This window comes from Streptomyces sp. CLV115 (genome assembly GCF_038448545.1).
In the GTDB taxonomy this organism is placed as follows: Bacteria; Actinomycetota; Actinomycetes; order Streptomycetales; family Streptomycetaceae; genus Streptomyces; species Streptomyces sanglieri.
Map to the genome: position 1 here is coordinate 102,705 of NZ_JBCEWQ010000004.1, position 26,694 is coordinate 129,398.

The 26,694-nt window shown below is 71.3% G+C and carries 22 protein-coding genes and 1 tRNA gene; 13 read left to right on the top strand and 10 right to left on the bottom strand.

What is annotated here, in order from left to right; translation table 11 throughout:
* Positions 1 to 6: 6 nt before the first annotated feature.
* The 3 genes from AADR41_RS02665 to AADR41_RS02675 all read right to left on the bottom strand — a co-directional run bounded on the left by AADR41_RS02665 (position 7) and on the right by AADR41_RS02675 (position 1,869).
* On the bottom strand, positions 7 to 597 hold the full coding sequence (locus tag AADR41_RS02665) for a TetR/AcrR family transcriptional regulator (protein WP_259932004.1): 591 nt from the start codon (positions 595 to 597) through the stop codon (positions 7 to 9).
* A 347-nt stretch (positions 598 to 944) separates the two neighbouring features.
* Positions 945 to 1,148: a hypothetical protein gene (locus AADR41_RS02670; RefSeq protein WP_342279739.1), complete on the bottom strand. Its 204-nt coding sequence runs from the start codon at positions 1,146 to 1,148 to the stop codon at positions 945 to 947.
* A 157-nt stretch (positions 1,149 to 1,305) separates the two neighbouring features.
* The gene (locus tag AADR41_RS02675) at positions 1,306 to 1,869 is read right to left on the bottom strand and encodes a carboxymuconolactone decarboxylase family protein (protein ID WP_342279740.1); all 564 of its coding nucleotides are present in this window, start codon (positions 1,867 to 1,869) and stop codon (positions 1,306 to 1,308) included.
* A gap of 161 nt (positions 1,870 to 2,030) precedes the next feature.
* On the opposite strand from AADR41_RS02675, the gene AADR41_RS02680 reads away from it, so the two are divergent.
* From AADR41_RS02680 to AADR41_RS02710, 7 genes are all read left to right on the top strand, one after another.
* Positions 2,031 to 2,471, top strand: coding sequence for a PPOX class F420-dependent oxidoreductase (locus AADR41_RS02680; RefSeq protein ID WP_342279741.1), 441 nt, complete (start codon positions 2,031 to 2,033; stop codon positions 2,469 to 2,471).
* 99 nt (positions 2,472 to 2,570) lie between these two features.
* On the top strand, positions 2,571 to 3,818 hold the full coding sequence (locus AADR41_RS02685; protein ID WP_342279742.1) for an MBL fold metallo-hydrolase: 1,248 nt from the start codon (positions 2,571 to 2,573) through the stop codon (positions 3,816 to 3,818).
* Between the two features lie 433 nt (positions 3,819 to 4,251).
* Entirely contained in the window at positions 4,252 to 6,237 is a 1,986-nt protein-coding gene (locus AADR41_RS02690) for a sensor histidine kinase (RefSeq protein ID WP_342279743.1), read from the top strand.
* A gap of 7 nt (positions 6,238 to 6,244) precedes the next feature.
* Positions 6,245 to 6,679: a roadblock/LC7 domain-containing protein gene (locus tag AADR41_RS02695; RefSeq protein ID WP_342279744.1), complete on the top strand. Its 435-nt coding sequence runs from the start codon at positions 6,245 to 6,247 to the stop codon at positions 6,677 to 6,679.
* Positions 6,680 to 6,681: 2 nt separating this feature from the next.
* Positions 6,682 to 7,053 (top strand): DUF742 domain-containing protein, encoded by a 372-nt coding sequence (locus tag AADR41_RS02700; RefSeq protein WP_124720608.1) that lies wholly within the window; start codon positions 6,682 to 6,684, stop codon positions 7,051 to 7,053.
* A 307-nt stretch (positions 7,054 to 7,360) separates the two neighbouring features.
* The gene (locus tag AADR41_RS02705) at positions 7,361 to 7,954 is read left to right on the top strand and encodes a GTP-binding protein (RefSeq protein ID WP_342279745.1); all 594 of its coding nucleotides are present in this window, start codon (positions 7,361 to 7,363) and stop codon (positions 7,952 to 7,954) included.
* Positions 7,955 to 7,974: 20 nt separating this feature from the next.
* Positions 7,975 to 8,538 (top strand): GAF domain-containing protein, encoded by a 564-nt coding sequence (locus AADR41_RS02710; protein WP_342279766.1) that lies wholly within the window; start codon positions 7,975 to 7,977, stop codon positions 8,536 to 8,538.
* Here the strand turns inward: AADR41_RS02710 and AADR41_RS02715 are convergent, their stop codons facing one another.
* The 5 genes from AADR41_RS02715 to AADR41_RS02735 form a co-directional block, all read right to left on the bottom strand.
* On the bottom strand, positions 8,539 to 10,449 hold the full coding sequence (locus AADR41_RS02715) for a DUF2264 domain-containing protein (RefSeq protein ID WP_342279746.1): 1,911 nt from the start codon (positions 10,447 to 10,449) through the stop codon (positions 8,539 to 8,541).
* A 31-nt stretch (positions 10,450 to 10,480) separates the two neighbouring features.
* Positions 10,481 to 12,940 (bottom strand): polysaccharide lyase 8 family protein, encoded by a 2,460-nt coding sequence (locus AADR41_RS02720; RefSeq protein ID WP_342279747.1) that lies wholly within the window; start codon positions 12,938 to 12,940, stop codon positions 10,481 to 10,483.
* A 23-nt stretch (positions 12,941 to 12,963) separates the two neighbouring features.
* Complete coding sequence (locus AADR41_RS02725) at positions 12,964 to 14,364, bottom strand: M60 family metallopeptidase (RefSeq protein ID WP_342279748.1); 1,401 nt, start codon at positions 14,362 to 14,364, stop codon at positions 12,964 to 12,966.
* A 156-nt stretch (positions 14,365 to 14,520) separates the two neighbouring features.
* Complete coding sequence (locus AADR41_RS02730; protein WP_342279749.1) at positions 14,521 to 15,615, bottom strand: LacI family DNA-binding transcriptional regulator; 1,095 nt, start codon at positions 15,613 to 15,615, stop codon at positions 14,521 to 14,523.
* Positions 15,616 to 15,763: 148 nt separating this feature from the next.
* Complete coding sequence (locus AADR41_RS02735; RefSeq protein WP_342279750.1) at positions 15,764 to 16,750, bottom strand: hydroxyacid dehydrogenase; 987 nt, start codon at positions 16,748 to 16,750, stop codon at positions 15,764 to 15,766.
* Between the two features lie 339 nt (positions 16,751 to 17,089).
* Between AADR41_RS02735 and AADR41_RS02740 the strand changes: the two genes are divergently transcribed.
* The 5 genes from AADR41_RS02740 to AADR41_RS02760 all read left to right on the top strand — a co-directional run bounded on the left by AADR41_RS02740 (position 17,090) and on the right by AADR41_RS02760 (position 24,455).
* Positions 17,090 to 18,103: an ABC transporter permease gene (locus AADR41_RS02740; RefSeq protein ID WP_124720603.1), complete on the top strand. Its 1,014-nt coding sequence runs from the start codon at positions 17,090 to 17,092 to the stop codon at positions 18,101 to 18,103.
* Between the two features lie 82 nt (positions 18,104 to 18,185).
* Positions 18,186 to 19,046, top strand: coding sequence for a carbohydrate ABC transporter permease (locus tag AADR41_RS02745; protein WP_124720602.1), 861 nt, complete (start codon positions 18,186 to 18,188; stop codon positions 19,044 to 19,046).
* Positions 19,047 to 19,105: 59 nt separating this feature from the next.
* A complete protein-coding gene (locus AADR41_RS02750) occupies positions 19,106 to 20,779 on the top strand; it encodes an extracellular solute-binding protein (protein WP_342279751.1) in 1,674 nt (557 codons plus the stop codon).
* Complete coding sequence (locus AADR41_RS02755; RefSeq protein WP_342279752.1) at positions 20,776 to 22,242, top strand: M1 family metallopeptidase; 1,467 nt, start codon at positions 20,776 to 20,778, stop codon at positions 22,240 to 22,242. Before AADR41_RS02750 ends, AADR41_RS02755 begins: the two co-directional genes overlap by 4 nt.
* Positions 22,239 to 24,455: a right-handed parallel beta-helix repeat-containing protein gene (locus AADR41_RS02760; protein ID WP_342279753.1), complete on the top strand. Its 2,217-nt coding sequence runs from the start codon at positions 22,239 to 22,241 to the stop codon at positions 24,453 to 24,455. Before AADR41_RS02755 ends, AADR41_RS02760 begins: the two co-directional genes overlap by 4 nt.
* A gap of 273 nt (positions 24,456 to 24,728) precedes the next feature.
* Here the strand turns inward: AADR41_RS02760 and AADR41_RS02765 are convergent, their stop codons facing one another.
* Positions 24,729 to 25,631 (bottom strand): transketolase family protein, encoded by a 903-nt coding sequence (locus AADR41_RS02765; protein ID WP_342279754.1) that lies wholly within the window; start codon positions 25,629 to 25,631, stop codon positions 24,729 to 24,731.
* A 55-nt stretch (positions 25,632 to 25,686) separates the two neighbouring features.
* Complete coding sequence (locus tag AADR41_RS02770) at positions 25,687 to 26,388, bottom strand: transketolase (protein ID WP_342279755.1); 702 nt, start codon at positions 26,386 to 26,388, stop codon at positions 25,687 to 25,689.
* 126 nt (positions 26,389 to 26,514) lie between these two features.
* Here AADR41_RS02770 and AADR41_RS02775 point away from each other — a divergent pair.
* Positions 26,515 to 26,588: transfer RNA gene (locus AADR41_RS02775), tRNA-Pro, on the top strand.
* Positions 26,589 to 26,694 lie beyond the last annotated feature (106 nt).

Sequence of the window (26,694 nt, forward strand, 5' to 3'; positions counted from 1 at the left end):
CCGGGGTCAGGCCGTCAGTGCCTCGTGGTCGATGCCGAGTTCGCGGGCGAGTGCCTCGTCGGTCCAGGCCAGCATCGTGGCCCGGGAGAGCGGGCCCGCGTACGACGTCGTCTGGACGGCCAGGCCGTCCAGCAGGGCGGTCAGCCGCCAGGCCGCGGACATCGGGTCGTCGCAGTGGAACTCACCGGCGGCGGCGCCCTCCTCGATGACCTCGGCCAACTCCGCCTTCCACTGCTGGTCGAGGTCGCCGGCCACATTGCGCAGCGCCGGGTCGCGCAGCGAGGCGGCCCAGCCCTCGATCCACAGCCGCCACCCCTTGGCCTGCCCGGTCGGCGCGTACCAGCGGACGGCGGCGCGCAGCCGCCGCACCGCGCTGGTGCGGCGGCCCAGTACCTTGCGCAGCTGGGCGAGGTCCGCCTCGGCGGCATGGGCGAAGGCGGCCGCGACCAGCTTCTCCTTGGTCGAGAAGTGGTAGAGCACGAGTGCGTTGCTCACGCCGAGCACTGCGGCCACGTCGGCGATCCGGACCGCCGAGACCCCCCGTACCTCGATCTGTTCGATGGCAGCGCACAGGAGCTCTTCACGTCGTTCCGCCACGCTCAACCGCACTCTCGCCACGGCGCCACCCTAGCGAATATGCCAATCACGGGAAGAGCGGGGGCGGCGCCGCGCACGGCCCCACCCCCCTGCTCAGCCTGTCCGAACGGCACTCGCGATGCCGCACCGGGCCGTCACCGTGGGGAGCACCGGATGTCGGCACAACCGGAGTCGTACGCGTCGGTGAGCGTCTCGGTCAGCTACGCACCCGAGGCGTCCGTGACGGTGGATCGCAGATCGACCTCGGCGGTCCCGAGGGCCGGCACGGTGACCTTCCAGGGTCCGTCGGTGCCACGGGCCGCCGAGACTTGGCTTCCGGTCGGTGCCGTCGGTGGCGTACCCGACCTTCAGCGAGGCGATGGGCAACGCCCTTCGCTCCCCTGCGGGGTGAGACCGGCCGCGCAGCCGAGCGGTTTACCAGGATCGGCCGCGTTCTCACCGGTGGACGGATCGGCGAAGGCGGGGGCGGCATCGGCGGCGGGCAGTGTTCCACCGGCAAGGGCGGCGGCGGGCGCGGTGGCGCAGAGCACCATCCATCCGGTCCGTCTCATTCTCACCTCGTGAACTCGCGGGTTCTCAGGAGGTGGCCAGGAGAGTGTCTGGAACACGGCAGATCGCCGCCGGGTGCGGACCGGCGGGTGGCTGCCGTGGCAGCCACCCGCCGCACCGACCGGGGAGCCGGGTCGGCACACCGGCCGCGCCGCCGGGTCAGCGGCCGGCGGGGCGCTCCACCTCGCACCGGTCCTTGAAGCCCTGGCTGGTCAGCCCGAGGGCGGAATTGGTCCGGGAGCGCATGTTCTCCACCGCGACCATCGTCGTCAGCTCCACGAAGGCCGCCTCGCCGAGCGCGGCCCGCAGCCGCCTGACCGGCTCGTCACCGACCTCCGGCGGGGTGAGGCTCATCGCCTCCGCGTACTCCAGGACGTCCCGCTCCAGCGGGGTGTACACCTCGCTCTCCCGCCACACCGGCACATCGCGCAGCTTGCGCGGGTCCATGCCGTGCCGGTGGTTCTCCCAGTGGCCGAAGTCCATGCACCAGCCGCAGCCGACGGTGGCCGCGGCCGACATCACGGCCAGCGCCTTGAGCTGAGGGTCCAGTTTCTTCCAGCGCCCCACCGACAGCTCGAAACGGGCACCGGCCCACAGCACCCCGGTGTGATGGGCGGCGGCCCGGAGCGGATCGACGACCTTGCCGTACGCCCGGTTCGAGTACCAGGAAACGGCGCGGAAGAGGAGGGTGCGGGGCGGGTCGAGCGGGATTCGGGCGGTCATGACCGGTCTCCTTCGAAACGGCTCGGGTGCCGCCCGGCGGCCTTGCGGACACCGCCGGACGGGCTGTTTCCACCAGTGCGACGTACGCGGGGGCCCCGGTTGTGACACGGCGGTCCGGCCGGTTCCGGAATCCTGCGAGGGGTACGGACGTTGGATCCGGCATGACGGCAATCGACGCACGGCAGGAAGCACTGCTCGGACTGCTCGCCGAGGAGAACGGCGGAGTGCTCGTGACACTGAGGCGGGACGGCAGGCCCCAGCTGTCCAACGTCAACCACTTCTACTACCCCCGGGAGCGCATCGTCCGCGTCTCGATCACCGAGGACCGGGCGAAGACGAAGAACCTCCGCCGCGACCCCCGGGCCGGCTACCACGTCACCAGCGCCGACCGGTGGGCGTGGACGGCCGTGGACGCCACCGCAGAGCTGTCCCCGGTCGCCGCCGATCCGCACGACGCGACGGTCGAGGAGCTCATCACGCTCTACCGCGACCTCCAGGGCGAGCACCCGGACTGGGACGACTACCGCAGCGCGATGGTCCGGGACCGGCGCATCGTGCTGCGACTGCACATCGAGCACGTGTACGGGCAGCCGCGTGGCTGACCCGGCCCGCTCCGGCCGCGGTTTCCCCGGACGCTCCGCTCTCGCACCGTCGTACCCCCCGCCCATAATGAGACGACACCGATTTCCCCAGGAGATGCATTGACCGGCGCCGACCCCTTGCCTCCGCTCCGCACCCGGCTGCGTTCGCTGCGCCCCGCCGCATTCGGCGCAGACCCGGGCGGTGCCCGCATGGAGCGCATCCGCCGCTCGCCCAACTTCGCCGACGGCGTCTTCCAGAACCCGGTGGGGGCGCGGACCAGGCCGTCCGGATCCACCCTGGAGTTCGCCAAGGTCTACTTCCGCAAGGAGGAGCGGGCGCGCAGGGCCCCGGTCGGCCCCGTGCCCGTCCACGCCACCACCTACGCGGACCTCGCCGAGACCCCCGCCACGGGGCTGCGGCTCACCTGGATGGGCCATTCCAGTGTGCTCGCCGAGATCGACGGCCGGCGGGTGCTCTTCGACCCGGTGTGGGGCGAGCGCTGTTCGCCCTTCGCCTTCGCCGGGCCCAAGCGGCTGCACCCGGTGCCACTGCCGCTGGCCGCCCTCGGCCCGGTGGACGCGGTGGTGATCTCCCACGACCACTACGACCACCTCGATCTGCCGACGATCCGCGCGCTCGCCGGTACCGACACGGTGTTCGCCGTCCCGCTGGGGGTCGGCGCCCACCTGGAGCGCTGGGGCGTGTCCCCCGACCGGATGCGCGAGCTCGACTGGAACGAGACGACGAAGATCGCCGGGATCGCTCTGACCGCCACCCCGGCGCGGCACTTCTGCGGACGCGGCCTGCGCAACCAGCAGCACACCCTCTGGGCGTCCTGGGCCGTCGCCGGCCCCGAGCACCGGATCTACCACAGCGGCGACACCGGCTATTTCCCGGGCTTCAAGGACATCGGCGCCGAACACGGCCCGTTCGACGCGACGATGATCCAGATCGGCGCCTACTCCGAGTACTGGCCGGACATCCACATGACCCCGGCCGAGGGCATGCAGGCCCATCTGGACCTCCAGGGCGGCGAACCGCTCGGGGCGATGCTGCCGATCCACTGGGCCACCTTCAACCTCGCCCCGCACCCGTGGGCCGAGCCGGGGGAGGGCACCCTCGCCGCCGCACAGGACGCGGGCGCCCGCGTCGCGCTGCCGCTGCCCGGCGAACCCTTCGAGCCCACGGCGCGGACCGTTCCCGCCGAGCCCTGGTGGCGCGCGGTGGCTCCGCAGCCGGTCGAGCGGCGGCCCGCGGCGGCGGCCCGGATCACGGATCTGTCGACCGACCCGGCCGGCGGTACGGACCGGGCGCCGGACGACGCGGCGGCGGAGGCAGGCCACGCCGAGGTGGCGCCGACGGCGTAGCGCCGCCCGGTCGCGGCGTTCGGGCTCGCGGCCGGGCCCCCGACGGTACGGGCACGGCGCCCGGACCGCCGCGTACGGGAGACGCGTGGCACCTTCAGACGGCTCGGCCCGTCCGGCACGACCGGACGGGCCGAGCCGTTTCGTGTGCTCATGGGCTCATTCCGATCGGCCATTCGGGTGCCGGCCGGCCAGGTGTCAATGCGGAGTAATCGGTCCCTTGTGCGAGCGGTCATACCAGAGCGGGACGGATGGCGGGCAAGTTCGACAACTGCCCGCCGGACTCGCGTGATTGACGACTACCGTGTGTGGCCGGTGATCAACGGTGGGCTCATAACTTTCGAGCCTGCCCGACCGATGAACCGAGCCTGACCGACCACCGTAGGTGCCACCGCATGAACGCCGATTCCTGGTGCCCCACGTACCGAGGACAATGATGTCTCAACTTCGCGCACCCGAAGCGCGACCGGAACGCCGAGAGGGCGGACGGCACGGCCGACCCGGTGCCCGTTCCCACTCGGCCACGGCCAGGCCGCGCGCCGCCCAGCCGTCCCCCGAGGCGCGTATACGCCCTCAACTCCTGCGCACCGCGGTACTGCCGACCGTCGTGGCGGTACTGAGCGGAGCCGCAGCGGTCATCTTCACCGCCCGCTCCGGAGCCCGGCTCTCCGGCGAACTCTGGATCGCGCTGGGCGTAGCCGGAGGGCTGGCGCTCTCCGCGGTCCTGGCCGCGTACCTCGCCGCCAACCGTGTCGCCACCACCGTCTTCGGCCGCTGTCTGGCGCTCCGCCGTACCAGCGCCCAGGGCCAGGCCGAACTGCAGCGGGTGGTGGAGCAGCTCCGCAACGGCGAACCGGTGTCCGCGCGCAGGCCCGCACCGCCCTCGGCGCCCGGCAGCGACGCCTTCGAACTGCTCGCCCAGGAACTCGGCCGCCAGCAGGAGGCCGCCGTGGCCGCGGTCGTCCAGGCGTCCCGGCTCTCCGACAACTCCGGGGAGGACCAGAAGGTCGAGGTCTTCGTCAATCTGGCCCGTCGGCTCCAGTCGCTGGTGCACCGCGAGATCCAGCTGCTCGACGAGCTGGAGCACGAGGTCGAGGACCCCGATCTGCTCAAGGGCCTCTTCCACGTCGACCATCTCGCCACCCGCATCCGCCGGCACGCCGAGAATCTCGCGGTCCTCGGCGGCGCCGTCTCCCGGCGGCAGTGGAGCAACCCGGTCACCATGACCGAGGTCCTGCGCTCCGCGATCGCCGAGGTCGAGCAGTACCCACGGGTCAAGCTGGTGCCGCCGATCGCCGGCACCTTGCGCGGCCACGCCGTGGCGGACGTGATCCACCTGCTGGCCGAACTGGTGGAGAACGCCACCGTGTTCTCCGCCCCGCACACCCAGGTGCTGCTGCGTGCCCAGCAGGTCACCGCCGGACTGGCCCTGGAGGTGGAGGACCGGGGGCTCGGCATGCCGGGCAACGAGCAGAAGCGGATGAACGCCCTGCTCGCCGACCCCGACCAGGTCAATGTGGCCCATCTGCTCCAGGACGGCCGGATCGGGCTGTTCGTCGTCGCTTCACTGGCCCGCCGGCACGGCATCGCGGTCCGGTTGCAGAGCAACATCTACGGTGGCACCCAGGCCGTACTCGTCCTCCCGCAGTCCCTGCTCGGCGTGGACGGGGACGCTCCGGCCAAGGGCGGCGCGGCCCCGGTCCCGCCCCCGGGCCCCGTACACCGCCCACCGGCCGAGGGCGCGAGGGCCGGCCACCACAAGCCGGGCCCGAACCCCGATCCGGCGCCGAACACGAGCCTGAATCCCGGTCCGGGCACCGCACCGGTGCCGCAGACGGACACCGTCCGCCAGCCCTACGTCCCCAGCCAGCCGCTGCGCCTGCACCAGCCGACGCGGCAGGGGCAGAGCGGCCAGGACCAGGGCGGTCAGGGCGAGGCCCCACCGCTCCCGCTGCGGGCGGAGCGCCCCGACCGGCCCACCCCGGCCGAGGCCGTCCCCGGGTTCCGGATCGCGGACGACGTCCCCGACGCCTCGCACTCCGGGCCCGGAGTCGTGCGCGGCACCATGGGCCGGCCACAACTGCCCAGGCGCGCCAACCAGGAGCACCTGGTCCCGCAGCTCAGGGAGGCACCCGCCCCGCGCAGCGACGACGAACAGGCCCTGCACGACCCGGGACTCATGGCGGCCTTCCGGCGCGGCATCGAACTCGCCGAGGCCCGCAGCGAAGCCGAGGCCGACACCCCGGAAACGGAAACGGGCCCCGGGACGGCGGCGGACCCGCAGGCCTGGCAGCCCCGCGCCCCGCTCGAACCGCTGCCGGTGCGCGGACTCGGCGCGACCGCCGCCCCGTACCCCCCGGGCCCGGCCCAGGACGCGGCCCCGGTCGACGAACCCCTCGAAACGAACACCTCCAAGGAGTAGATGCACCATGGCGACCGATATGCCGTCCGGTCAGGTCTCGGACCTCGACTGGCTGCTGAGCGGACTGGTCCAGCGCGTCCCGTACACACGCAGCGCGGTTCTCCTCTCCGCCGACGGGCTGGTGAAATCCCTTCATGGCATGGACGCCGACAGCGCCGACCACATGGCGGCGCTGGCCGCCGGTCTGTACTCGCTCGGCCGCAGCGCGGGTGCGCGCTTCGGTGACAGCGGCGAGGTGCGGCAGGTGGTGGTCGAGCTCGACTCGACCCTGCTGTTCGTCTCCACCGCCGGTTCCGGCACCTGTCTCGCCGTGCTCGCCGGTCGCGAGGCGGACGCGGCGGTGCTCGGCTACGAGATGACGATGCTGGTCAGGAGTGTCCGGCCCTATCTGATGACGCCTGTCAGACAAGCGGCCGGGACACCCGGCGCCACGGGGCTGTGAGGGTGTCGGTCCCGCAGGACGGGCCACTGCTCGACGACGCGGCCGGCCGGCTGATCCGCCCGTACACCGTGAGCAACGGCCGGACCCGCCCCACGACCGTGCTCGATCTGCTGTCCCTGATCATGGCCACGGGGACCGAGCCGCAGACGCATCTCGGTCCCGAGCACTCCGTCGCGCTGGGGCTGTGCGGCGGCCCCACCTCGGTGGCCGAGATCGCCGCACATCTGCGGCTGCCCGCGGTCGTCACCAAGGTGCTCGTCTCCGACCTGGTCGACTGCGGGGCTGTGACCGCGCACCCACCCGCCTTCCACGACATGCCCACCGACCGATCTCTGCTGGAGGCAGTGCTCGATGGCTTACGACGACAGCTCTGACGGCTTCGGCAGCTTTGCCGCGTACGACGACAACGCAAGCCCCGAAGGCTTCGGAAGTCACGAAAGCCACGGAACCCGAGCAGCCCAAGCAGCACGGGCAGTCCACGGAAGCCACGGCCGGTCCGAGGGATACGGCGGCCCGGAGAGCCACGGGCACCCGGGGGGCCACGGGGATGCGCACAGCTACGGGGAAGCACGCAGCTACGGAGACAGCCTGAACCACAGCGGCACCCAGGGCTGTGCCGATGCTCCGAGCCATGAGCCCGAGCCGGGGCACGGCGATCCCGGCGGCGACGTCGGCGGTCCCATGGGCTCGGAGGGGTTTCCCGTCGCGCTCAAGGTGCTGGTGGCCGGCGGGTTCGGGGTCGGCAAGACGACGTTCGTCGGTGCGGTCAGCGAGATCGCACCGCTCAGCACGGAAGAGCTGCTGACCCAGGTCAGCGCCGCGACCGACAGTCTCGAAGGGATCGAGTCCAAGACCGCCACCACCGTGGCGATGGACTTCGGCCGCATCACCCTCGACGAGCAGCACGTGCTCTATCTGTTCGGCACCCCGGGCCAGGAACGCTTCTGGTTCATGTGGGACGAACTCTCCCAGGGCGCGCTGGGAGCCGTCGTGATCGCGGACACCCGCAGGCTCGCCGAGTGCTTCGCCGCCGTCGACTTCTTCGAGCGGCGCGGCATCGGATTCATCGTCGCGGTCAACGAGTTCGACGGCGCCTACCGCTACGCGCCGGAGGAGATCCGGGCCGCACTCGACCTCGGCCCGGACGTCCCGGTGGTGCTCTGCGACGCCCGGATCGCCAGCTCGGGCACCGGGGCCCTGGTCACCCTGGTCCAGCACCTGATCAACGCCACCTCGGCCCCGGTCCTGTTGACCGGCCTCGGAGCCCGCCCGTGATCCGGAACAACAACGGCCGCATGCTGCTCACGCCCGTCGACGGCGATGCCCTGGTCCGCACCCGGCGGCTGAGGACGCTCGGGCTCGGCGAGCGCTCCGACGCCTCGTTCGACAACTTCGACGCCTTCGCCGACCGGGTGGCCGAGGTGACCGAGGTGCCCTTCTCGATGGTCAACTTCATCGACGGCAACCGGCAGTTCTTCGCCGGTCTGCACACCCCGGCCGGCACGCACAAGGGATCCGATCTCGGCGCCGCCGCCGCGGGCAGCAGCCGCAGCGGCCGGTATGTGGCGCTCGATCGCGGCTACTGCCCGCATGTCGTCGTACGGCGCAAGGCGCTCGTCCTGGAGGACGTCTGCGACTACCCGCGGTTCGCCGGAAACCCGGTGGTCGACGAGATAGGCATCCGTTCCTACCTCGGCGCACCCCTCATCGACCGCACGGGCATCGCCCTGGGCGCCGTCTGCGCGGTCGACACCGTGCCCCGCCCGTGGGGCAGGGAGGGGCTCGACACGATCAAGTCCCTGGCGATGGAGCTGGTCGGGCACATCGATCAGCGGGAGGGCAACGGCATCGGAATCTGATCAGACCTCGACCGTCGTGCCGTCCACGAAGGTCAGTACCACCGAGTCCGCACTCGCACGCACCCGCACCGCATCGCGCAGCGCCTCCGGGTGCACGGCGTCCCGGGAGAGGGCGACCAGCGAGACATGGATGCTCCGCCCGCCGGGGTGCGGCCCGCTGCGAAGGTACGGAATCGCCGAATGCGGTCCGTACGCGTTGGACTGGACATCGCGTGCCACCGCGGCCCCTTCCGCCCCGCCGTCCCAGCCGTGCAGCGCGATCAGGGCGCTGCTCAGACCGTCGGCCGTGCGGGCGAGTGCCCAGTCGGGGCCGGACAGGGCGAACGGGCTCCGCGCATGCGCGACCGCGTGACCGCCCTCCCGCACCACCGCCCCCTCGGGCGCCTCGACCCGGTGCACCCGGATCTCCCACGGACCGTGCAGCACACTCGTCGTCTCGATCCGGTACGGATGGTCGTCGCCGGGCAGCCGCGCCGCGTACCAGGAGGCCGCGACGCGGTCCTCGCAGCGCAGCGGATGGATCCGGCTGCGCGGCGACGGGGTGCCGTCCGGTGCCAGCAGCGCCAGATGGCCGTCGATGGAACGGGCCACGGCGTGCGGGGCGGCCTCGGGTGCGGTCGCCGTCGAGTACCCGAACCGGGCGTAGTGCGGATCGTGCGTGCCCTCGGCCGGGTCGGCCGCCTCGTCGAACGGCGGATTGTGGTCGCTGCCGTGATTGACCAGCCGGACGATGCCGTCGTCACGGGTGCCGTGCAGCAGCCATCCGGTGGCCGGCAGCGCGGTGTACTGGTCGGACTCCTCGATCGGGAGCGGGAGTTCGCGCGCCGTCCACACCTCGTGGTCGGCCGGCAGCAGCAGCCCGAGGAAGCCCTTGCTCGCCCAGTACGGCGAGGCGGGTCCGGAGTACGGCTGGGTGCTCGGCAGGAACGTGTCGTACCAGCCGAGCGTCAGCAGCCCCCGCTCGTCCGGCACACCGCGCTCGGCGAAGTGCCGCATCGTGCCGGAGGCGAGCCGGCGGGTCAGCCCCGGAGCCAGCGGGGTGCAGTCGGCCAGCGCCCCCATCCACACCGGTGCCAGGGCCGCGAACCGGTACGTCAGCGAACGGCCCTGGTGGACCGGGGCGCCGTCGGAGCCGAAGAAGTGCGGATAGTCCTCCAGGAACCTGCGCAGCCGCTGCCGGTAGACCTCCGTCCGGCCGCCGTCGTCGGCGCCCGCCATGCGCGACCAGAGCAACGGGTACAGATGCATCGCCCAGCCGATGTAGTAGTCGAAGTTCCGGCCGTCCCCGTCGGTGTACCAGCCGTCACCGACGTACCAGTCCTCGATCCTGTCCAGGTTCGACTCGATGTCCGAGCGGCTGTACGGTGCGCCGACCGAGGCGAGGAACTGCTCGGACACCACCTGGAAGAGCCGCCAGTTGTTGTCCCAGGTGCGCCCGCCGACGAACCCCGAGAACCAGTCGACGACCCGTTCCTGCACCCGGGCGTCCAGCCGGTCCCAGATCCACGGCCGGGTCTCGTGCAGCGCGACCGCGACCGACGCCGCCTCCACCATCTGCTGCGAACAGTCCGTCAGCTTCGGCCACGCCTCCCCGCTCCCGGGATCGGTGCCTGCGGTCAGCCCCGCCGTGTACCGCTCGATCAGCGCGGGGTCGACCGCCCCGCCCGCGCCCGCGATCCGGCAGGCGGCGAGCAGGAACGACCGGGCGAAGCCTTCGAGACCGTCCGAGACGACCCCCGACCAGCTGCCGCGGCCGGGCAGCCGGTACTGGGCGAAGCCGGGGGTCGCGTACGGCACCAGCGCGTCCAGCATCCGGTCGGCGGTCGCCTCCCAGTGGGCCCGGGTCCAGCCGGTACGTGACGACAGGAGCCGGTCGGGCGGCGGCAGGTGCAGATGCGGTGCGACGGACATGGTGGTGCTGCTCCTCGTGGGTGATGGTGGGCTAAGGGACGAGTTCGGCTCGGTGGGTGTGGCCGCGGGAGCCGCCGACGGCGACGGTGAGCACGGGTCTGCGGCCGGGTACGAGGCTCACCGAGTCGTCGGCCGTCGCCACTGCCCTTGCCGGGAAGGGCAGTTCGACCGAGAGTGTGGTGAGCGTGCGGCCCGGGTCGGCGACCGCGACCCGGATGTGCGGGCCGTGGCGCTGCACCAGCACCGACGCCGGGCCCGACGAGGTGATTCCGGCGGCTGTTCCGGCGCCCCAGAAGTTCACCGCGGTCAGCCCCGCCCGGCGCACCTCCACCGCCTGTGCGGTGCTGTCGTCGGCGACGATCCGGACCGGCCGGGACGCCGACCAGACCGCGGTCGCCGCGGCCGATGCGCCGGGCAGCAGCACATAGGCGTAGCGGGCGTCGGTGGGGGAGGCGCCGTGGTCCGTCCAGAGCGTCAGATAGCGGCGGGTGACGGGGTCGGTGCTGCCGCCCGTGTCCGCCCCGGTGTCGATGGCCCGCCAGGTGCCGGTGCGCTGCTCGCGCAGGGCGTGCACGGCGGTTCCGCCGGGGAACACATAGCCGCCCACTCCCTCCACATGTGCCCACCGTGCCCGGCCGAACGTGCGGCTCCAGCCCTGCTCGACGGGCTGGCGGACGCCGTCGACCAGCAGCCGGTGCCGTCCGTCCGCACCCAGATTGCGGTTCTCGACGATGGTCTCGACCGGCCGGCCGTCGCTCGCCGTGATGCCCGCGCCGAGCGCGATCACCGCGTTGTCCAGCAGGAACCACGACTTCCTGGTCCGCAGAGTGGTGCCCTGGCCGCCGATCACCTCCATCGCGGCGGCCCCGTACCGGCCGTCCAGCACGGCACCGCCCGCGACGTTGTTGGCCGGACGGTAGGTGGAGGTGCCGGAGCCCGTGCCGAGATCGGTCCGCCGCCGGGTGTCGACCGTGGTGCCGGGCAGGCGGTACGGATCGACGGTCGGCCAGAAGCCGTCGTTGAACTGCCCCAGGTCGTCGCCGTCGTACAGATACGTCATGCCGTCGCCGGTGTACCAGCCGTGCAGATTCTCGCCGTTGCCCGCCTCATACGCCGAGATCCGCTTCGACGAGAGCGACAGGGCGCAGGCCCAGCCGGGGCGGCGGTGCACGACACGGTCCATGTCCGCGAAGACCTGGCTGCCGGTGGAGCGCGGTCCGGCCGGGACGGTCCGGTCATCCAGGACGGCCTTGGCCAGGGCGAGTTGGGGCAGTGTCGCGAGACCTTCGAAGGGGGTGGTGCGGTTGCGGGTCAGCCAGCCCTTCACCAGCGTGCGCCAGCGCGTGGCGTACTCGGCGGGCGCTCCGGACGCCAGCAGCAGGATCGCCGCCAGGGCCGTCGCCCCGTCGCGGTGGTCACCGGCGCGCTCCCGGGAGATCGCCCGGCCGCGCACCGAGTCCATCATCAGCCCGTCGAAGATCACCGGTGCGAAGGTCCGCTCCACGGCGTCGTACATCACCGAGACCTTCGGGTCGGCCACCGCCCACTCGGACCCCGCCAGCAGGGCCAGCAGATACGCCGTGCCGCTGAGCAACACGATGCCGTACGAACCGGTGTAGGCCACCACGTCGTGCTGGACGAATGAGCCGTCCTCGTAGAAGCCGTCACCCGAACTCGTATATCGGAAAAGGCTGTTGCGACCGGAGTCGCGTACGTCGGAGAGTGCGTCGCGGGCCGAGACGAGCTTGGCCGGGTCCTGTCCCAGCAGCCCGCGCAACGCCACGACGACGGCCTTGTCGGTGCGGTTCGCCCCGGTCTCGGGGAGCGTGGGGGAGTTGGTGCGGCGGTCCGCGTCCGGGCAGAAGCGGTCGACGACCGCGAGATAGTCCGCCAGGTCGGCCGCGGGAAGCCGGTCGCGCAGGACGACGGAGCAGTCCATCAGCGCACGCGGGGCACCGATCTCCCAGAACCACCAGTTTCCTGTCTCGCGCCTGGCCGGGTTGTACGCGGTGTCGTGGGTGAAGCGCAGCGCGGCGACGAGGGCGTCCGCCACCTGCGCGTTCCCGGCGAGAGAGGTGCCCTCGGTGGCCCAGGCGGTCGCGAGGGTGCGCAGCCGGGTGTAGCTCTGGCCGAAGTTGCCCGGGTCGGTGAGCGGGGCGAGGTCCGGCCAGAGCGCGGTGCGGCCGGCGCCGCGGTCGAGGGTGTTCCACAGGTCTCCGGCCGTGGTGTCCAGGGCCGCGACCGCGTCGGTGAAGTCGGGGTCGGCCGGGTCGAATCCACCACCGGTGAGCAGCGATTCGGCGCGCCGGAGCAGTGTGTCGAAGCCGGCGGCGGGCGCGGCACCGGCACCGGCACCGGTTCCGGCGGATGCGTCCGCGAGGGGTGCGGCCTGCGCCGTGCCGGCCGTTGTCATGACGGCGGGCACGGCTGTCGCGGCCGTCACGGCGGTGGCGCCGGTCGCCGCGAGCAGGGTGCGTCTGCTGAGGTTCACGGTGAACTCCCTTTCCGCTGCGGTCAGTCGGCCAGTGTGGACGGGTCGACGGGCGGCTTCGGAAGGTTCAGCGCGGCCAGCTCGGCACGGCCCGTGGCGTCGATCGGGAAGGCCCAGGTGTTCACGAAGAAGTCGGTGAGGTCGTAGCCCGCCACCCGGCTGGAGCAGGTCGCGAGGGCCCGGTAGCGCTTGTCGTTCTCGGTGTAGTCGGACTGCGGGTTCTCCTCGCGGACCAGCTTGTGCATCCGGGGCCAGAAGTCGTCGCCGAACGCCAGCTCCAGCTGACGCAACGGGACGAGCTTCTCGTACGCGCCGAAGGACTTCTCGTACGTCAGACCGGCCGTGCCGAACTTCTGCCGCGCCGACTGGAAGTAGGTGAGACCCGTCTTCGGGTCGACGGTGAGGAGGTTGGACGGCTGCTTCAGGGTGCGCTGCGCGGCCAGCGAGTAGATGTTGACCGTGACCTCGGTCAGGCCGCCTGGCTTGTACGCCATCTGCTGGTGGAGATGGCCGAGTTCGTGGTACAGCCCCCAGCCCCGGGTGCGCAGTCCCTCCACGGTGGTGGCCCGGTCGAGATAGGCGCGCGGGAAGCCGTTGTAGCCGTGTGTGGCGTAGGCGCCGACCCCGGTGGGCACCTTGCTGACCTCGGTGAAGTGGTACGGCCCGGCCTTGCGCCGGTGCACCGGCTTCGAGCCGTCCAGGCCGCTGATCCGGGCGTGCGAGTCGATGATCGTCTCGACCAGGGCGAGCAGCGCGGCGTGGTCCTCGTCGCGGTACAGCAGCGCGCCCTCGCGAGTGAGCGTCATGATCGTGTGCGGCGCGTGCAGTTCGACGTACGGCGATGCGGTGAGTGTGTCCAGCTGCCGCTGGTAGTCGGCCTCCGAGGTGCGCCCCAGGGTGAAGACCGGCATCGGGACGGCGCCGGAGCGGACCACCACACCGGCCCGCTCGCCGCGCCCGGTCAGGGTGAGGTAGACCGGGCCGCCGTGCGGATCGGTGACCGTGTTCGCCCCGGCGGTCAGCGGATGGCTGCGGGGCTCGGTGATCTCACCGTAGTAGTCCCAGGCGCCGATCCAGAGCGTGGGCAGCAGACCGTCGTGCGGCTGGACGGTGAGCGAGAGGGGGACGCCGGCTGGGACGTACAGGCCGGTGGGCTGGAACTCCGAACCCCGCAGGGCCTGTCCGAGCCGCAGCCGTTCGGCCTCGGCGGCGGGCCGGGCGGTCACGGTCAGCCTGACCGGGGGGCCTGCCGGGCGCGCCTGGGCGGTTGCGGAGGTGGCGGCCCGGGCAGTTCCGGAGGCGGCGCCGAGCGCGATCGCCGCCCCGGCCCCGGCGGCCGCGGCGAGAACGGAGCGCCGGCCGACGGTGGCGGGGGCGGCGGAGGGGGCGGTGGAGGAGCCGGCGGAGTCTGTGGGCATGCGCATGCGGAACTCTCCCTGCGAAAACGAGTGAGGGGCGGAAGCGTGCGGAACGGTGCTGCTCGGCGCCAGCATGTAAGCGGTTGCTATTCAGAGGCAAGAGGGGGTGCGAAGTTACTGCGATTTACTATGGTCGACTGTGGACAGGTGGGAAGTAACCGGTCACTTCCGGGTGGAGCGTCCGGCCCTCGGCGCAACGGAATCGCGTACCACGATGTGGGTTCCGAGCCGCAGCGCCCCCGTGGTGGGTTCGCGCCAGTCGTCCTCGTCCCCGCCGCTCACGGCCAGCCGTACGGCCTGGCGCCCCATCTCCTCCAGCGGGACATGGACGGTGGTCAGCCGCGGCCGCAGCTCCTGGGCCACCGGGATGTCGTCGTACCCCACCAGGGACACGTCCTTCGGCACCTGGATCCCGGCCTCCTCCAGCGCCTGCGCGGCGCCCGCCGCCACCATGTCGTTGGCGGCGAAGACAGCGGTGAAGTCGGTCCCGTCCCGAAGTACTTCGGCCATCTTCCGGTAGCCGAAGTTGCGGCTGAAGGCGCCGGGGCGGACCAGGTCGGGGTCCGGGTCGATGCCGCGCAGCAGCAGCGCCCGCTGGTGTCCGGCCAGCCGGTCGCGGGTGGTGGAGAGCTTGGGCGGGCCGCCGAGGTAGAGGATCCGTTCGTGGCCCTGCATCAGCAGATGGTCGGTGATGGCGAAGGCGCCGCCCTCGTTGTCGTACTCGACCGCGACGGTCGGGGCCTGCTCGCCCAGCGGCGGCCTGCCGCACAGCACCAGCTTCGATCCGCCCGCGTCCAGCTCGCGTGCCCGGCGGGCCAGTTCGGTGGTGTAGCCCCGGTCCGCGATGGAGCCGCCGACCACCACCACCGCGTCCGCCCGGCGCTCGTGCATCAGGTCGATGAAGGCCAGCTCCCGCTGCGGGTCGCCCTGGGTGCAGCAGACCAGGCAGAGTCGTCCGCCGAGCGCCGCCTCCCGCTCCACACCGCGCGCGATGTAGGCGTAGAACGGGTCGATGACCTCGTTGACGATGATCCCGACGGTGCGGTTGGAGACGCCGGCCAGGGCACGGGCGTGCGCGTTGACGACATAGCCCAGCTCGCGCATCGCGGACTCGACCCGCTCCCGGGTCGCCTCGGCGACCGGGTAGTTGCGGTTCAGTACGCGGGAGACCGTGGCCGTCGAGACGCCTGCGCGCCGTGCGACGTCGGTGACCGTCGCCCGCCGTTGTCCGTCCGCGGCTGTGCTCTGCCGGCGCATCCGGCTCACCCCCTGGTGGCTGTTGTGTGACGCCGAGCCTAGTGCCCCTCCGGGCGGGCGCCGCTCCGTCGCGCCACCCATCACGTACGCCCGCCGCGTCGGCCGAAAGCGCAGGCCGTGGACCTCGTGCCGGCACGGGCGGCGGCACTCACGCGATCCTCCCCAGGTCGTCCCGGTGCACCGGGTGGTCGAACGGTGTGCCGTGCGCGTACCGGACCAGCTCGTCCACCGCGAGCGCCCCCAGCCGCCCCACCTCGTTGCCCTGGGCGCCCGCCAGATGCGGGGTGAGGAAGACGTTGGGCAGGTCCCACAGGGGGTGGCCGTCCGGCAGCGGTTCGGGCGACGTCACATCGAGGACCGCGTCCAGCCGCCCGCTGACCAGGTGCCCGGTCAGCGCGTCGGTGTCCACCAGCCGGCCGCGCGCGGTGTTGACGAGCAGAGTGCCGGGCCGCATCAGGCCGATCCGCCGGGCGTCGATCATCCCGCGGGTCTCCGCGGTGTCCGGGGCGTGCACGGTCACCACGTCGCTGGTCGCCACCAGGGTGTCCAGGTCGGTCGGGGTGACGCCGAGCAGCTCTGCCTCGGCCGCGCCGACGTAGGGGTCGTGGAGCAGCACCTCGGCGTCGAGCACCCGGAGCAGTTCGATGACCCGGCGGCCGATCCGGGAGGCCCCGACCACACCGATGGTCAGCCCGTGCGTGCCGAGCCAGTGCTGCCGGTCGAGGTCGGCGCCGGTGCGGTGGGTGCGCCGGGTGCGGAAGAGCCCGGCCAGCGGGAACACCCGCTTGGCACCCATGATGATCGCCGCCAGGGTGAACTCGGCGACCGGCACCGCGTTGGCGGCGGCGGCCGACGAGACGACGATCCCGCGATCGAACGCAACCGGGGACAGAAACGTTTTCACCGTGCCGGCCGCATGGATCACGGCACGCAGCGCGGGCGCCCGGTCCAGCAGTTCGGCATCGACGGGCGGGCAGCCCCAGCCGGTGAGCAGCACCTCCGCGGAGCTCAGTGCCGCCGAGGCCTCGGGGGAGTCGAACTCGCTGATCACGGACGGGTTCCGCAGGTCGGCGGTCTCTTCCAGGCGGGCCCGGACCGGCGGCGGAAAGACGTCGTCGAGCAGCCCGGGGCTCATGACCAGGAGCGTGCGCGGCCGTCGCGGGGACGGTGTCGCGGCATCGCTACCGGAATGTGCCGGCGCCTCTTCGGTGGTTCGCACCCTGCCTCCGGACAGTAATCGCGTTCTATGGGATGACCGGCACGCTAGGGAGCGTGATGGTCGACCGTCAAGCTCTCATCCGCTTCAACTGTCCATTTCCATACCTTATTTATGGTTTCGAGGTGCTGGATTCAGCCGCCGGGACATCGCGACTCAACGACTTTTGCCCGGATCTCTTGACGCTTGGGTTAACCGCTTACTAACTTGCGGCCCCAGAAGGCCCACCACGCGCCACCCAGCCGAACAGGACGCACCATGGCTGAAACAGCACCCCCGTTGCCGCGGGAGAAGCGGCGGCAGAAGGCTGAAACACCCTCCCCGCCCGCCGCCGGGGCCGTCGACGCACAGCACCGGCTGAGCCTCTGGCAGCGGATCAAGCGGGACCGGGTGATGTTGCTGCTCACCCTGCCCGGACTGCTGTACTTCGTCGTATTCCACTACGTACCGCTGCTCGGCTACGTCGTGGCGTTCCAGGACTACCAGCCGTACCTCGGCTACATGCACAGCGTCTGGGTGGGGTTCGCCAACTTCTCCGCGGCGTTCGGTGAGCCGGCCTTCTGGTCCGCGACGTTCAACACCCTGGAGATCGCCCTCGTCCAGCTGGTGTTCTTCTTCCCGATCCCGATCGCCCTGGCCCTGCTGCTCAACAGCATCGCCAGCGACCGGATCAGGCGGTTCGTACAGAGCGTCGTCTATCTGCCGCACTTCATCGGCTGGGTCATCATCGTCTCGATCTTCCAGCAGATCCTGGGCGGTGCCGGGCTCCTGCCCGACGTCCTCGGGGGAATGGGGCTGCCGCGCTACGACATGATGAGCGACCCCGACGCCTTCCCCTGGCTGCTCACCCTCCAGGTGGCCTGGAAGGACGCCGGCTGGGGCACGATCATCATCCTCGCCGCGCTGCTGAACATCGACAAGCAGCAGTACGAGGCCGCCGCCATCGACGGCGCCGGACCACGACGCCGCCTGTGGCACGTGACCCTGCCGGGCATCGCCCCCGTGCTCATCCTGCTGCTGATCCTCAACCTCGGACAGATCCTCTCCGTCGGCTTCGAGCAGATCCTGCTCCAGCGCGACGCGGTCGGTCCGGACGCCGGTGAGGTCCTCGACACCTACGTCTACTACCACGGCATCAAGGACAACGACTGGGGCGTCGCCGCCGCCGTCGGACTCGTCAAGGCGGTCATCGGCACCGCACTCGTCCTGGGCGCGAACAAGTTCGCCCACCGACTCGGCCACGAAGGGGTGTACCGCGGTGCTGACCGCTGAGAAGACGCGCGCCACTACGGAATCCACCGCACCGGCGCCCCCGCCCGCTCCCGTACGAAAGTCGGACGGCCGGCCCCCGTGGATGGAACGGCCCACCCGCATCGGACAGACCGCCAAGGCGATAGCTGTCGTCGTGGTCGTCCTCGCCGTCGCCTATCCGCTGGTCGGCGTCATCGGTACGAGCTTCGCCTCGCAGACCGACATCATCAAGAGCTCCGGCCTCGTCCTGTGGCCCGACCACCCCACCCTGGACGCCTACCGCACCATCTTCACCGGCGGGGTCGTCACCCGCGCGCTGATCGTCTCCGTCGGCATCACGGTCCTCGGCACCCTCGCCAGCCTCCTGGTCACCGTGGGCATGGCGTACGGTCTCTCCCGCCGAGACGTCACCGGCTCCCGCTTCATCCTGATGACGGCCCTGTTCACGATGCTCTTCAACGCGGGCATCATCCCGAACTTCCTGCTGGTCAAGGGCCTGGGCCTGTACGACACCTACGCGGCGCTCGTCATGCCCACCCTGGTCAGCGCGTTCAACCTGGTCGTCCTGCGGTCCTTCTTCATGAACCTGCCGGACGAGCTGTACGACGCCGCGAAGGTCGACGGAGCCGGCGACTTCCGCATCCTGGTACGGATCGTGCTGCCGCTGTCCAAGGCCGTCCTCGCCGTCATCAGCCTCTTCTACGCGGTGACGTACTGGAACGCCTTCTTCAACTCGCTGCTGTACCTCAACGACTCCGACAAGTGGCCGTTGCCGATGGTGCTGCGCACCTACGTGCTCCAGGGCCAGAGCCTGAACGCCGCCTCGGCGGGCGAGGTGCTCGCCCCGCAGCAGGCCGTGCAGATGGCGGTCCTGGTGATCGCCGTCGTACCGATCCTCTGCGTCTACCCGTTCCTCCAGCGCTACTTCACCAAGGGCGTGCTCACAGGCGCCGTCAAGGGCTGAGCGCGGCCACCGCCACACCGCCCCCCACTCCTTCCTTCCCCTCTCCCAAGGAGATTCAGGTGTCGAGCTCCACCCCCATCAATCGCCGAGCACTCTTCCGCATGGGTGCGGGCGTCGGTCTGGGACTGGCCGCCGCCCCGCTGCTCGCCGCCTGCGGCGACGGCGGCACGACCGCGAAGGCGGAGGCCAAGAGCGCCTCGCTGCTCCCGGAGACCGCGGTCCGCAACATCGGCCTCAACCCCGATCTGGCAGGCACCGCGGCCGGCGTTCCGCAGGGCTTCTTCAGCTACCCGGCCAAGCCGCTGCGCGCCACGAAAGGCACCCCGCTCAAGGGGGCGAAGCCGATCAGCGCGACGATGGAGACCTTCTCCCCGCCGCCGCCCGCCCGCGGCAAGAACGCCGCCTGGCAGGAGATCGAGAAGCTCCTCGGCGGCCAGGTGAACATCACCGCCGTGCCCGCCGACGACTACGGCACCAAGTTCTCCACGATGGTCGCGAGCGACAGCCTGCCCGATCTCTTCATGTATCCGGAGGTGGGCGGCGTCGACAACAAGGCGGCCTTCCTCCAGGCCAAGTGCGCCGATCTGACCCCGCACCTGGCCGGGGACAGGATCAAGGACTATCCCAACCTGGCCGCGATCCCCAAGGGCGCCTGGCAGGCCGCCATCTTCGGCGGGAAGCTGTACGGCATCCCGATCGCCCGCACCGGAACCGGCGGCGCAGGCGTCTACCGCCACGACCTGTTCGAAGAGGTCGGCGTCACCGACCTCGCCCAGATCTCCGACCTCGACAGGTTCGTCGAGGTCTGCAAGGAGCTCACCCGGCCCAAGAAGGACCAGTACGCCATCATCGCGGGCGCCACCACCATGCTCGCGATGTCCGCGGGGGCGCCCTACTACTGGCGGCTCGACGCCAAGACCGGAAAGTTCACCACCGACCTGGAGACGCCGGAGTTCCGCAAGGCGGTGGAGACCGCCCGGCTGCTGTACAAGGCGGGTTGCTTCTACCCGGGCACCCTCCAGATGTCCGGGGCGCAGAAGGCCCAGTACACGGACATGTTCAAGAACGGCAAGGGCGCCTACGTCTACGACGGCATGCCCACCTACCTGGCACCCGGCGTCGGCTACATCGCCTCCATGCAGGCCATCGACAAGAAGTACGACCCGCGCCCCTTCGTCCCGTTCGGCAAGGACGCCATCGCCTGGATGGACAACGTCAAACTGGAGAACACCCACGTCAAGAAGGCGTCCGGAGACCGGGTCAAGGAGGTCCTGGCCCTCGCCGACTTCGCCGCCTCCCCGTTCGGCAGCCAGGAGTACACGCTCATCAACTACGGGGTCGAGGGCACGGACTTCACCCGCGACGCCAAGGGCAACCCGGCCCTCACCAAGCAGGGCACCCAGGACGTCACCGTGCCGTGGAAGTTCATGGCCTCCGCCGTCCCCGCCATCTTCAGCGCCGACTCGGAACAGGGCGTCCGCCACGTCCACGACGCCTTCACCAAGATGATTCCGATCATGGAGCAGGACCCGACCCTGCAGTACTCCTCGCCCACCTGGGACTCGAAGGGCTCCGGCAGCCTCTACACGTTCAAGCAGGACGCGCTCAAGGACATCATCGCGGGCCGCAAGCCCATGTCCGCCTACGACCAGCTCGTCAAGGACTACCTGGCCAAGGGCGGCGAGCAGGCCCGCGGAGAGTTCGAGGAAGCCTTCCAGAAGGGGAAGAAGTGACGACCCGACGCTCGGCCCTGAAGCTCGGCGGCGCGGCGGTGGCCGCGGCCGTCGCCGTACCGTCCCTCGGCTCGCCCGCCTCCGCCCGGTCGCACGGCTTCGACCCGAAGCCCGGCTCGGACGGTGTCGGCGACCCGCTGTTCCCGACCCTCGGCAACGGCGGCTACCAGGTCGTCCACTACGACCTGACCTTCGACTTCACCCCGGTCACCTACGACTTCACCGCCGTGGTGCGGATCAACGCCAGGGCCACCCAGGACCTCTCCGCGTTCAACCTGGACACCGACGGACACACCATCGACTCCGTCACCGTCGCCGGCCGCCCCGCGACCTGGGTGCTCTCGCCGGGCAAGAGCGGCCAGGAACTCACCGTCACCCCCGCCCGACCGCTCCACGACGGACAGGCGTTCACCACCGAAGTCCGCTACCGGGGCAACGGCAAGGCACCCCGACTCGGCCTGACCGGCTGGAAGTTCGGCACCGACGGCGGCTTCGCCTCGGCCGCCCAGTCCTCCCGCGCCGACACCTTCCTGCCCTGCAACGACACCCCGTCCGACAAGGCGACGTGGACCTTCCACATCAGCGCCCCGCAGGGCTATGTCGCCGCCGCCAACGGTGAACTCCTCCACAAGACCCCGCGCGCCGACGGCTCCACCGTCTGGCACTTCGCCCTCCGCGAGCGCATGGCGACCGAACTCATCGGCATCGCCGTCGTCAAGGGCACCTACCTGTACGGCACCAGCCACCGCGGACTGCCTCTGCGCCACATCGTCCCGCAGGGCCAGGAGGACAAGTACGGTCCGATCGTCGCCCGGACCGCGGACCATCTGGCCTGGCTGGAGGCGAAGTTCGGCCGCTACCCGTTCTCCGTCTACGGCGTCCACATCTACGACGGCTACACCGACGCCCTGGAGAACCAGACCCTCTCCCTGTTCTCCACCAACTGGTTCAAGCCCAACGCCGACGGCCGCCCGGGGTACGAGACCACCATGGTCCACGAACTGGTCCACCAGTGGTTCGGCGACTCGGTCACCCCCGACGACTGGCAGCAGGCCTGGCTCAACGAGGGCCCCGCCGTGTACTACGCCGGCCTGTACGGCGAGGAACGCGGCTGGGCGGTCTTCGAGGACAAGATGAAGGCGACGTACGAGAAGCTCGACGCGGTCCGCGCCGCCGACGGCCCGCCCGGACTGCCCAAGGCGCTCGGCGGCACCAACATCTACGACGGCGGCGCCCTGGTCCTGTACGCCCTCCGCCTCCGGATCGGCCGGCGGACGTTCGACAAGGTCATGCGCGAGTGGGTGAAGCGCTTCAAGGACTCCACCTACACCAGCGAGGCGTTCATCCGGCACACCGTCGGTGTCACCCGCGACTCCTCCCTCGACCCGTTCCTGCGCGACTGGCTCTTCGGAGCCGTGAACCCGCCCATGCCCGGCCGCCCCGACTGGAAGGCCTCCGCGTGAACCGCCGCCCCCTGAACACCGTACGAGGAACCGCCGCTGCCGCCACCGCCGCCTTCCTGGCCGCACTTCTCGCCGCTCCCACCGCCCAGGCCGCACCGGGCACCCGCACCCTGTACGCGGCTCCGGACGGACACGGCAGTTCCTGTACGGTCGCCCGCCCCTGCACCCCCGAGGGCGCCCGCGACCGGGCCCGCGCGGAGACCGGGCGCGACGTCCGGGTCCTGCTCAAGAACGGCATGTACAAGCTCGACGAGCCGCTCAGGCTCGGCGCCGCCGACTCGGGGAAGGACGGCCGCACCGTCACCTGGAGCGCGGCCCCCGGCGCCCGCCCCGTCCTCTCCGGCGGACGGGACATCACCGGCTGGCGGCAGAACGCCGACGGCACCTGGACCGCCGGAGTCCCGGCCGGCGTCACCCCCCGCCAGCTCTTCGTCGACGGCAGGCGCGCCACCCCGGCCCGCGGCGAGGCCTGCGCGGCGAGCACCTGCGACGCCACGAAGACCGGCATGACCGGCGCGGTCGCCACGGGCATCGCCGACTGGCAGCGCCCCACCGACGCCGAAGCCGTCATCCGGGTCCGCTGGCGCAACTACCACTGCCGGATCGCGGCCGTGAACGGCGATGTCATGACCTTCGCCCAGCCCTGCTGGACCAACTCGGCGAGCGGCACCGATCGCACCGGCCCGGCCTGGGACTCCACCACGGTCGACTCCACCCGCTACAGCGGCGTCGCCTTCTTCGAGAACGCCCCCGAACTCCTGGACCGACCGGGCGAGTTCGTCTGGAACTCGAAGGACCGCACCGTCACCTACCTGCCGCGCAAGGGCGAGAACATGCGCCGCGCACAGGCCGTCACCCCGCACACCGAACAACTGCTCGTCGTCGACGGCGCCCATGACGTCACCGTCAGCGGGATCGGCTTCGCCTACGCGGCGTACCGTCAGCCGGGCACCGACGAGGGCTACGCGGGCATGCAGGCCGGTCTCACCCTGACCGGAGCCACCGGCCCCGTCGACCACGCCGGCCGCTTCTACACCAAGCCCGCCGCGGCCGTGACCGTCCGCGGCGGACAGCACATCAGCATCGAGAACGGCCGGTTCAGCCGGCTCGGCGGAGCGGGCGCGATCCTCGAAGCGGGCACCAAGGACAGCTCCGTCACCCGCTCGTCCTTCATCGACCTGTCCTCGGGTGCCGTCTACGTGGGTGACACCGAGCCGATGCCGTCGGCGGCGCTCGCGGGGGAGCGGAACACCGTCGCGTACAACACCATCACCCGCTCCGGCGTCGAGTACACCGACTCGGTGGGCATCTGGGCCGGGTACGAGGCCGGGCTGACCATCGACCACAACAGCCTGGACCACCTCCCGTACTCCGGGATCTCGGTCGGCTGGGGCTGGAACCAGCCCGAGTCGCAGAAGTCCGTCCTGCGCGACAACAAAGTGACCGACAACCGGATCACCGACGTCATGGAGGTCGCCCGGGAGCAGCACGACGGCGGGGCCATCTACACCCAGGGCGCCCAGCCCGGCACGGTCCTCTCCGGCAACTACATCAACCGCTCCGCGTTCGGCAACACCGAGCGCGACGGCAACGGCATCTACCTCGACGAGCAGTCCTCGCACATCCGCGTCGAACGCAACGTCATCACCCGGATCGGGTACAAGTGGGTCTCCAACTGGGCGGACTACGGCATCGAGAACACCGCCCGGGGCAACTGGACCGACACCGCGGCGCCGGCACTCGGCGGCAAGGGCTCGGTCATGACGGACAACCTCACCGGCCTGGACCGGCTGCCGGCCGAGGCGCTCGCCGTCGCGGGCCGGGCGGGCGCCCACGGCGGCCCCGTCGAGCAGCTGCGCACCGACCTGGCCCGCACCGGCACCGCCACCCAGTCCTCCACCGAGGGCACGGCGGACGCGGCACTCGCCCTGGACGGCGACACCAACACGGACACCCGCACCCTGTCCGGGGCGGGCGCCTGGTGGCAGGTCGACCTGGGCACCGAGCGGCGGATCCGCCAGATCGAGATCTGGAACAACTCCTCCTCCACGACCGCCGACTTCGACGTGGTCACGGACGACGGAACGATCCACGTCAGCGGGAAGGCACTGCGCCCGACGGTCCTGGACCTGGACAGCCGCACCCGTACGGTGCGGATCGTGACATCCGGCACCGGCCGCGTGGCGCTGTCCCAGGTGCTGGTCCACCCGTAACGGCTGCTCCGCGCCGCCGGACCACCCCGATCCGCCCGCCGACGAGCGGCACAGCACAACGCATGCTCAACGCAACACAACAGAACGCACCCGCGCTGCGGCACAGCACAACGAACCCGCACGACAGCACAGCACAGCACAGCACAGCACAGCACTGCGCAACGCAGCGACGCCGCCGGTCACACCACCACCGGCGGCGTCGCCGTGCTCTCCCGCGCCACCACCTCGCCGGCCTCCCGCACCACCCTGCCCCGCCGCCCCGCTCCGTTCGGATCAGTGGCGGAGGAATCCGCCGATCCGTTCCCGCAGCCCCCGCGCGTCCAGCCCGTGTGCGGCGAGGTGCTCGTCCATCTCCCCGTACTTGCGCAGCTCGGCCCGCCCCACCCCCAGCCCCAGCACGCGGTGCGGCAGCTCGGCGAGCGCGTCATTGGCGGCAGCGGCCGAGGTGCCGGCCAGATACGGCTCGACGATCACCACATCGGCGGCCCCGTGATCACCCACCGCCCGCCGCAGCCCGGCCGCGTCGAACGGCCGCACCGTCGTCGCGTACAGCACTGTCACATCGAGCCCCTCGGTCGCGGCGAGCACATTGTCGAGCATCGGCCCGACCGCGATCACCACCCCGCCCGTCCCCTCCCGCACCGCGGTGAACCCGGCCCCCGCGCCGACCGGCCGCGCCTTCTCGTTGGACTGCACCGACAGCCGTACGTACACCCGGTCGTCCCCGGCCGCGGCCTGCCGCAGCAGTTCCTCGGCCTCGTCCGGGTGGCCCGGCACATGGACCGTCCAGCCGTCGAGTGTGTCCAGCAGCGCGACATCGCCCGGCGACATGTGGGTGAACCCACCGGCAGGCCAGTCGTACGAGCCTCCGGCGCTCACCAGCACGCCGCCCACTCCCTGGTGGCCGAAGTCCAGCTTCACCTGCTCGAACGGCCGCTCCACCAGAAAACTGGCGAAGGTGTGCACGATCGGCCGCAGTCCGGTGAGCGCCATCCCGGCACCCGCGCCGATCAGCAGCTGCTCCCTGATTCCCACATTGACGACCCGGTCCGGATGGGCCCGCGCGGCGGGGCCGAAGCCGTCCCGGCTGATCTCGGCCAGGACCAGGGCGAGGCGCGGGTCCTCGTCCAGCAGCTGCGACGTGGTGGCGATGAAGCGGTCACGCATCGTGTCCATCTGAAGTGTCCCTCTCGTGTTGTGTACCGGTGCCCTCGGTCTTTCGCCCGTGTGTTCAGGGCTTGGGGTCGACGTGCGCGACCACGGCCCGTGGCCGCCCGGGGTGCGGTGCGGTGAATGCCGCGTACAGCGCCTCGTGGTCCCGCCCGTCGACGGAGGCGACCGACCAGCCCGCAGCCTCGAACCGGGCCGCGATCCCGGCCGGCCGGGCGTACGAGGCCGAAGCGTTGTCGATCACCACGGTGTGCAGCTGCTCCAGCCCGGCCGGGCCCGCGTAGGCGAGCGCCTCGTGATTGCTGCCCTCGTCCAGCTCGGCATCGCCGATCAGCACCCACACCCTGGGGTCGGTGAGCCCCTGCGCCCGCAGCCCGAGCACACTCCCCACGGCCAGCGGCAACCCGTGCCCCAGCGACCCGCTGCCGATCTCGGCCCCCGGCACCAGCATCCGGTCCGGATGGTGCCCGAGCGGCGATCCGTACGACCCGAACCCCGCCAGCAGCTCCTCGCCGAAGAACCCGTGCGCGGCCAGCACCGCGTAGTACGCCATCGGCCCGTGCCCCTTGGAGAGCAGGAACCGGTCGCGGTCGGGCGCGTCGACGGTGTCCGGCGTCACCCGCAGTACCCGGTCGTACAGCACCCACAGGGCGTCGAGGGTTGAGGTCGCCGCGGGGCCGTGCTTCTCGGCCCCCGTCATCAGGCTCATCAGTCGGTACATGTCACGGTGGTCGCGCGCCGGTGCGGCGGTGGTGTTCGTCATGGAACAAGCGTTGAACATCAAGCGTGGTCGAGGTCAAGCGGCAAAGGCGTTCGTGACCACCCGCCCGAGTGCGGTATTGTTCTCATGCGCGTTCAGCCAGGGGGAAACCCCAGGTCAGACGGGCATCGGGACGTGGCGCAGCTTGGTAGCGCACTTGACTGGGGGTCAAGGGGTCGCAGGTTCAAATCCTGTCGTCCCGACTGGAGACAGTCGTAGATCAGGGCCGGTTTCGGAGCAATCCGAAACCGGCCCTCGGTCATTCCGGGGGACCATTCGGGCACCGGCCCGCCCGACCGGCGTCAGCGG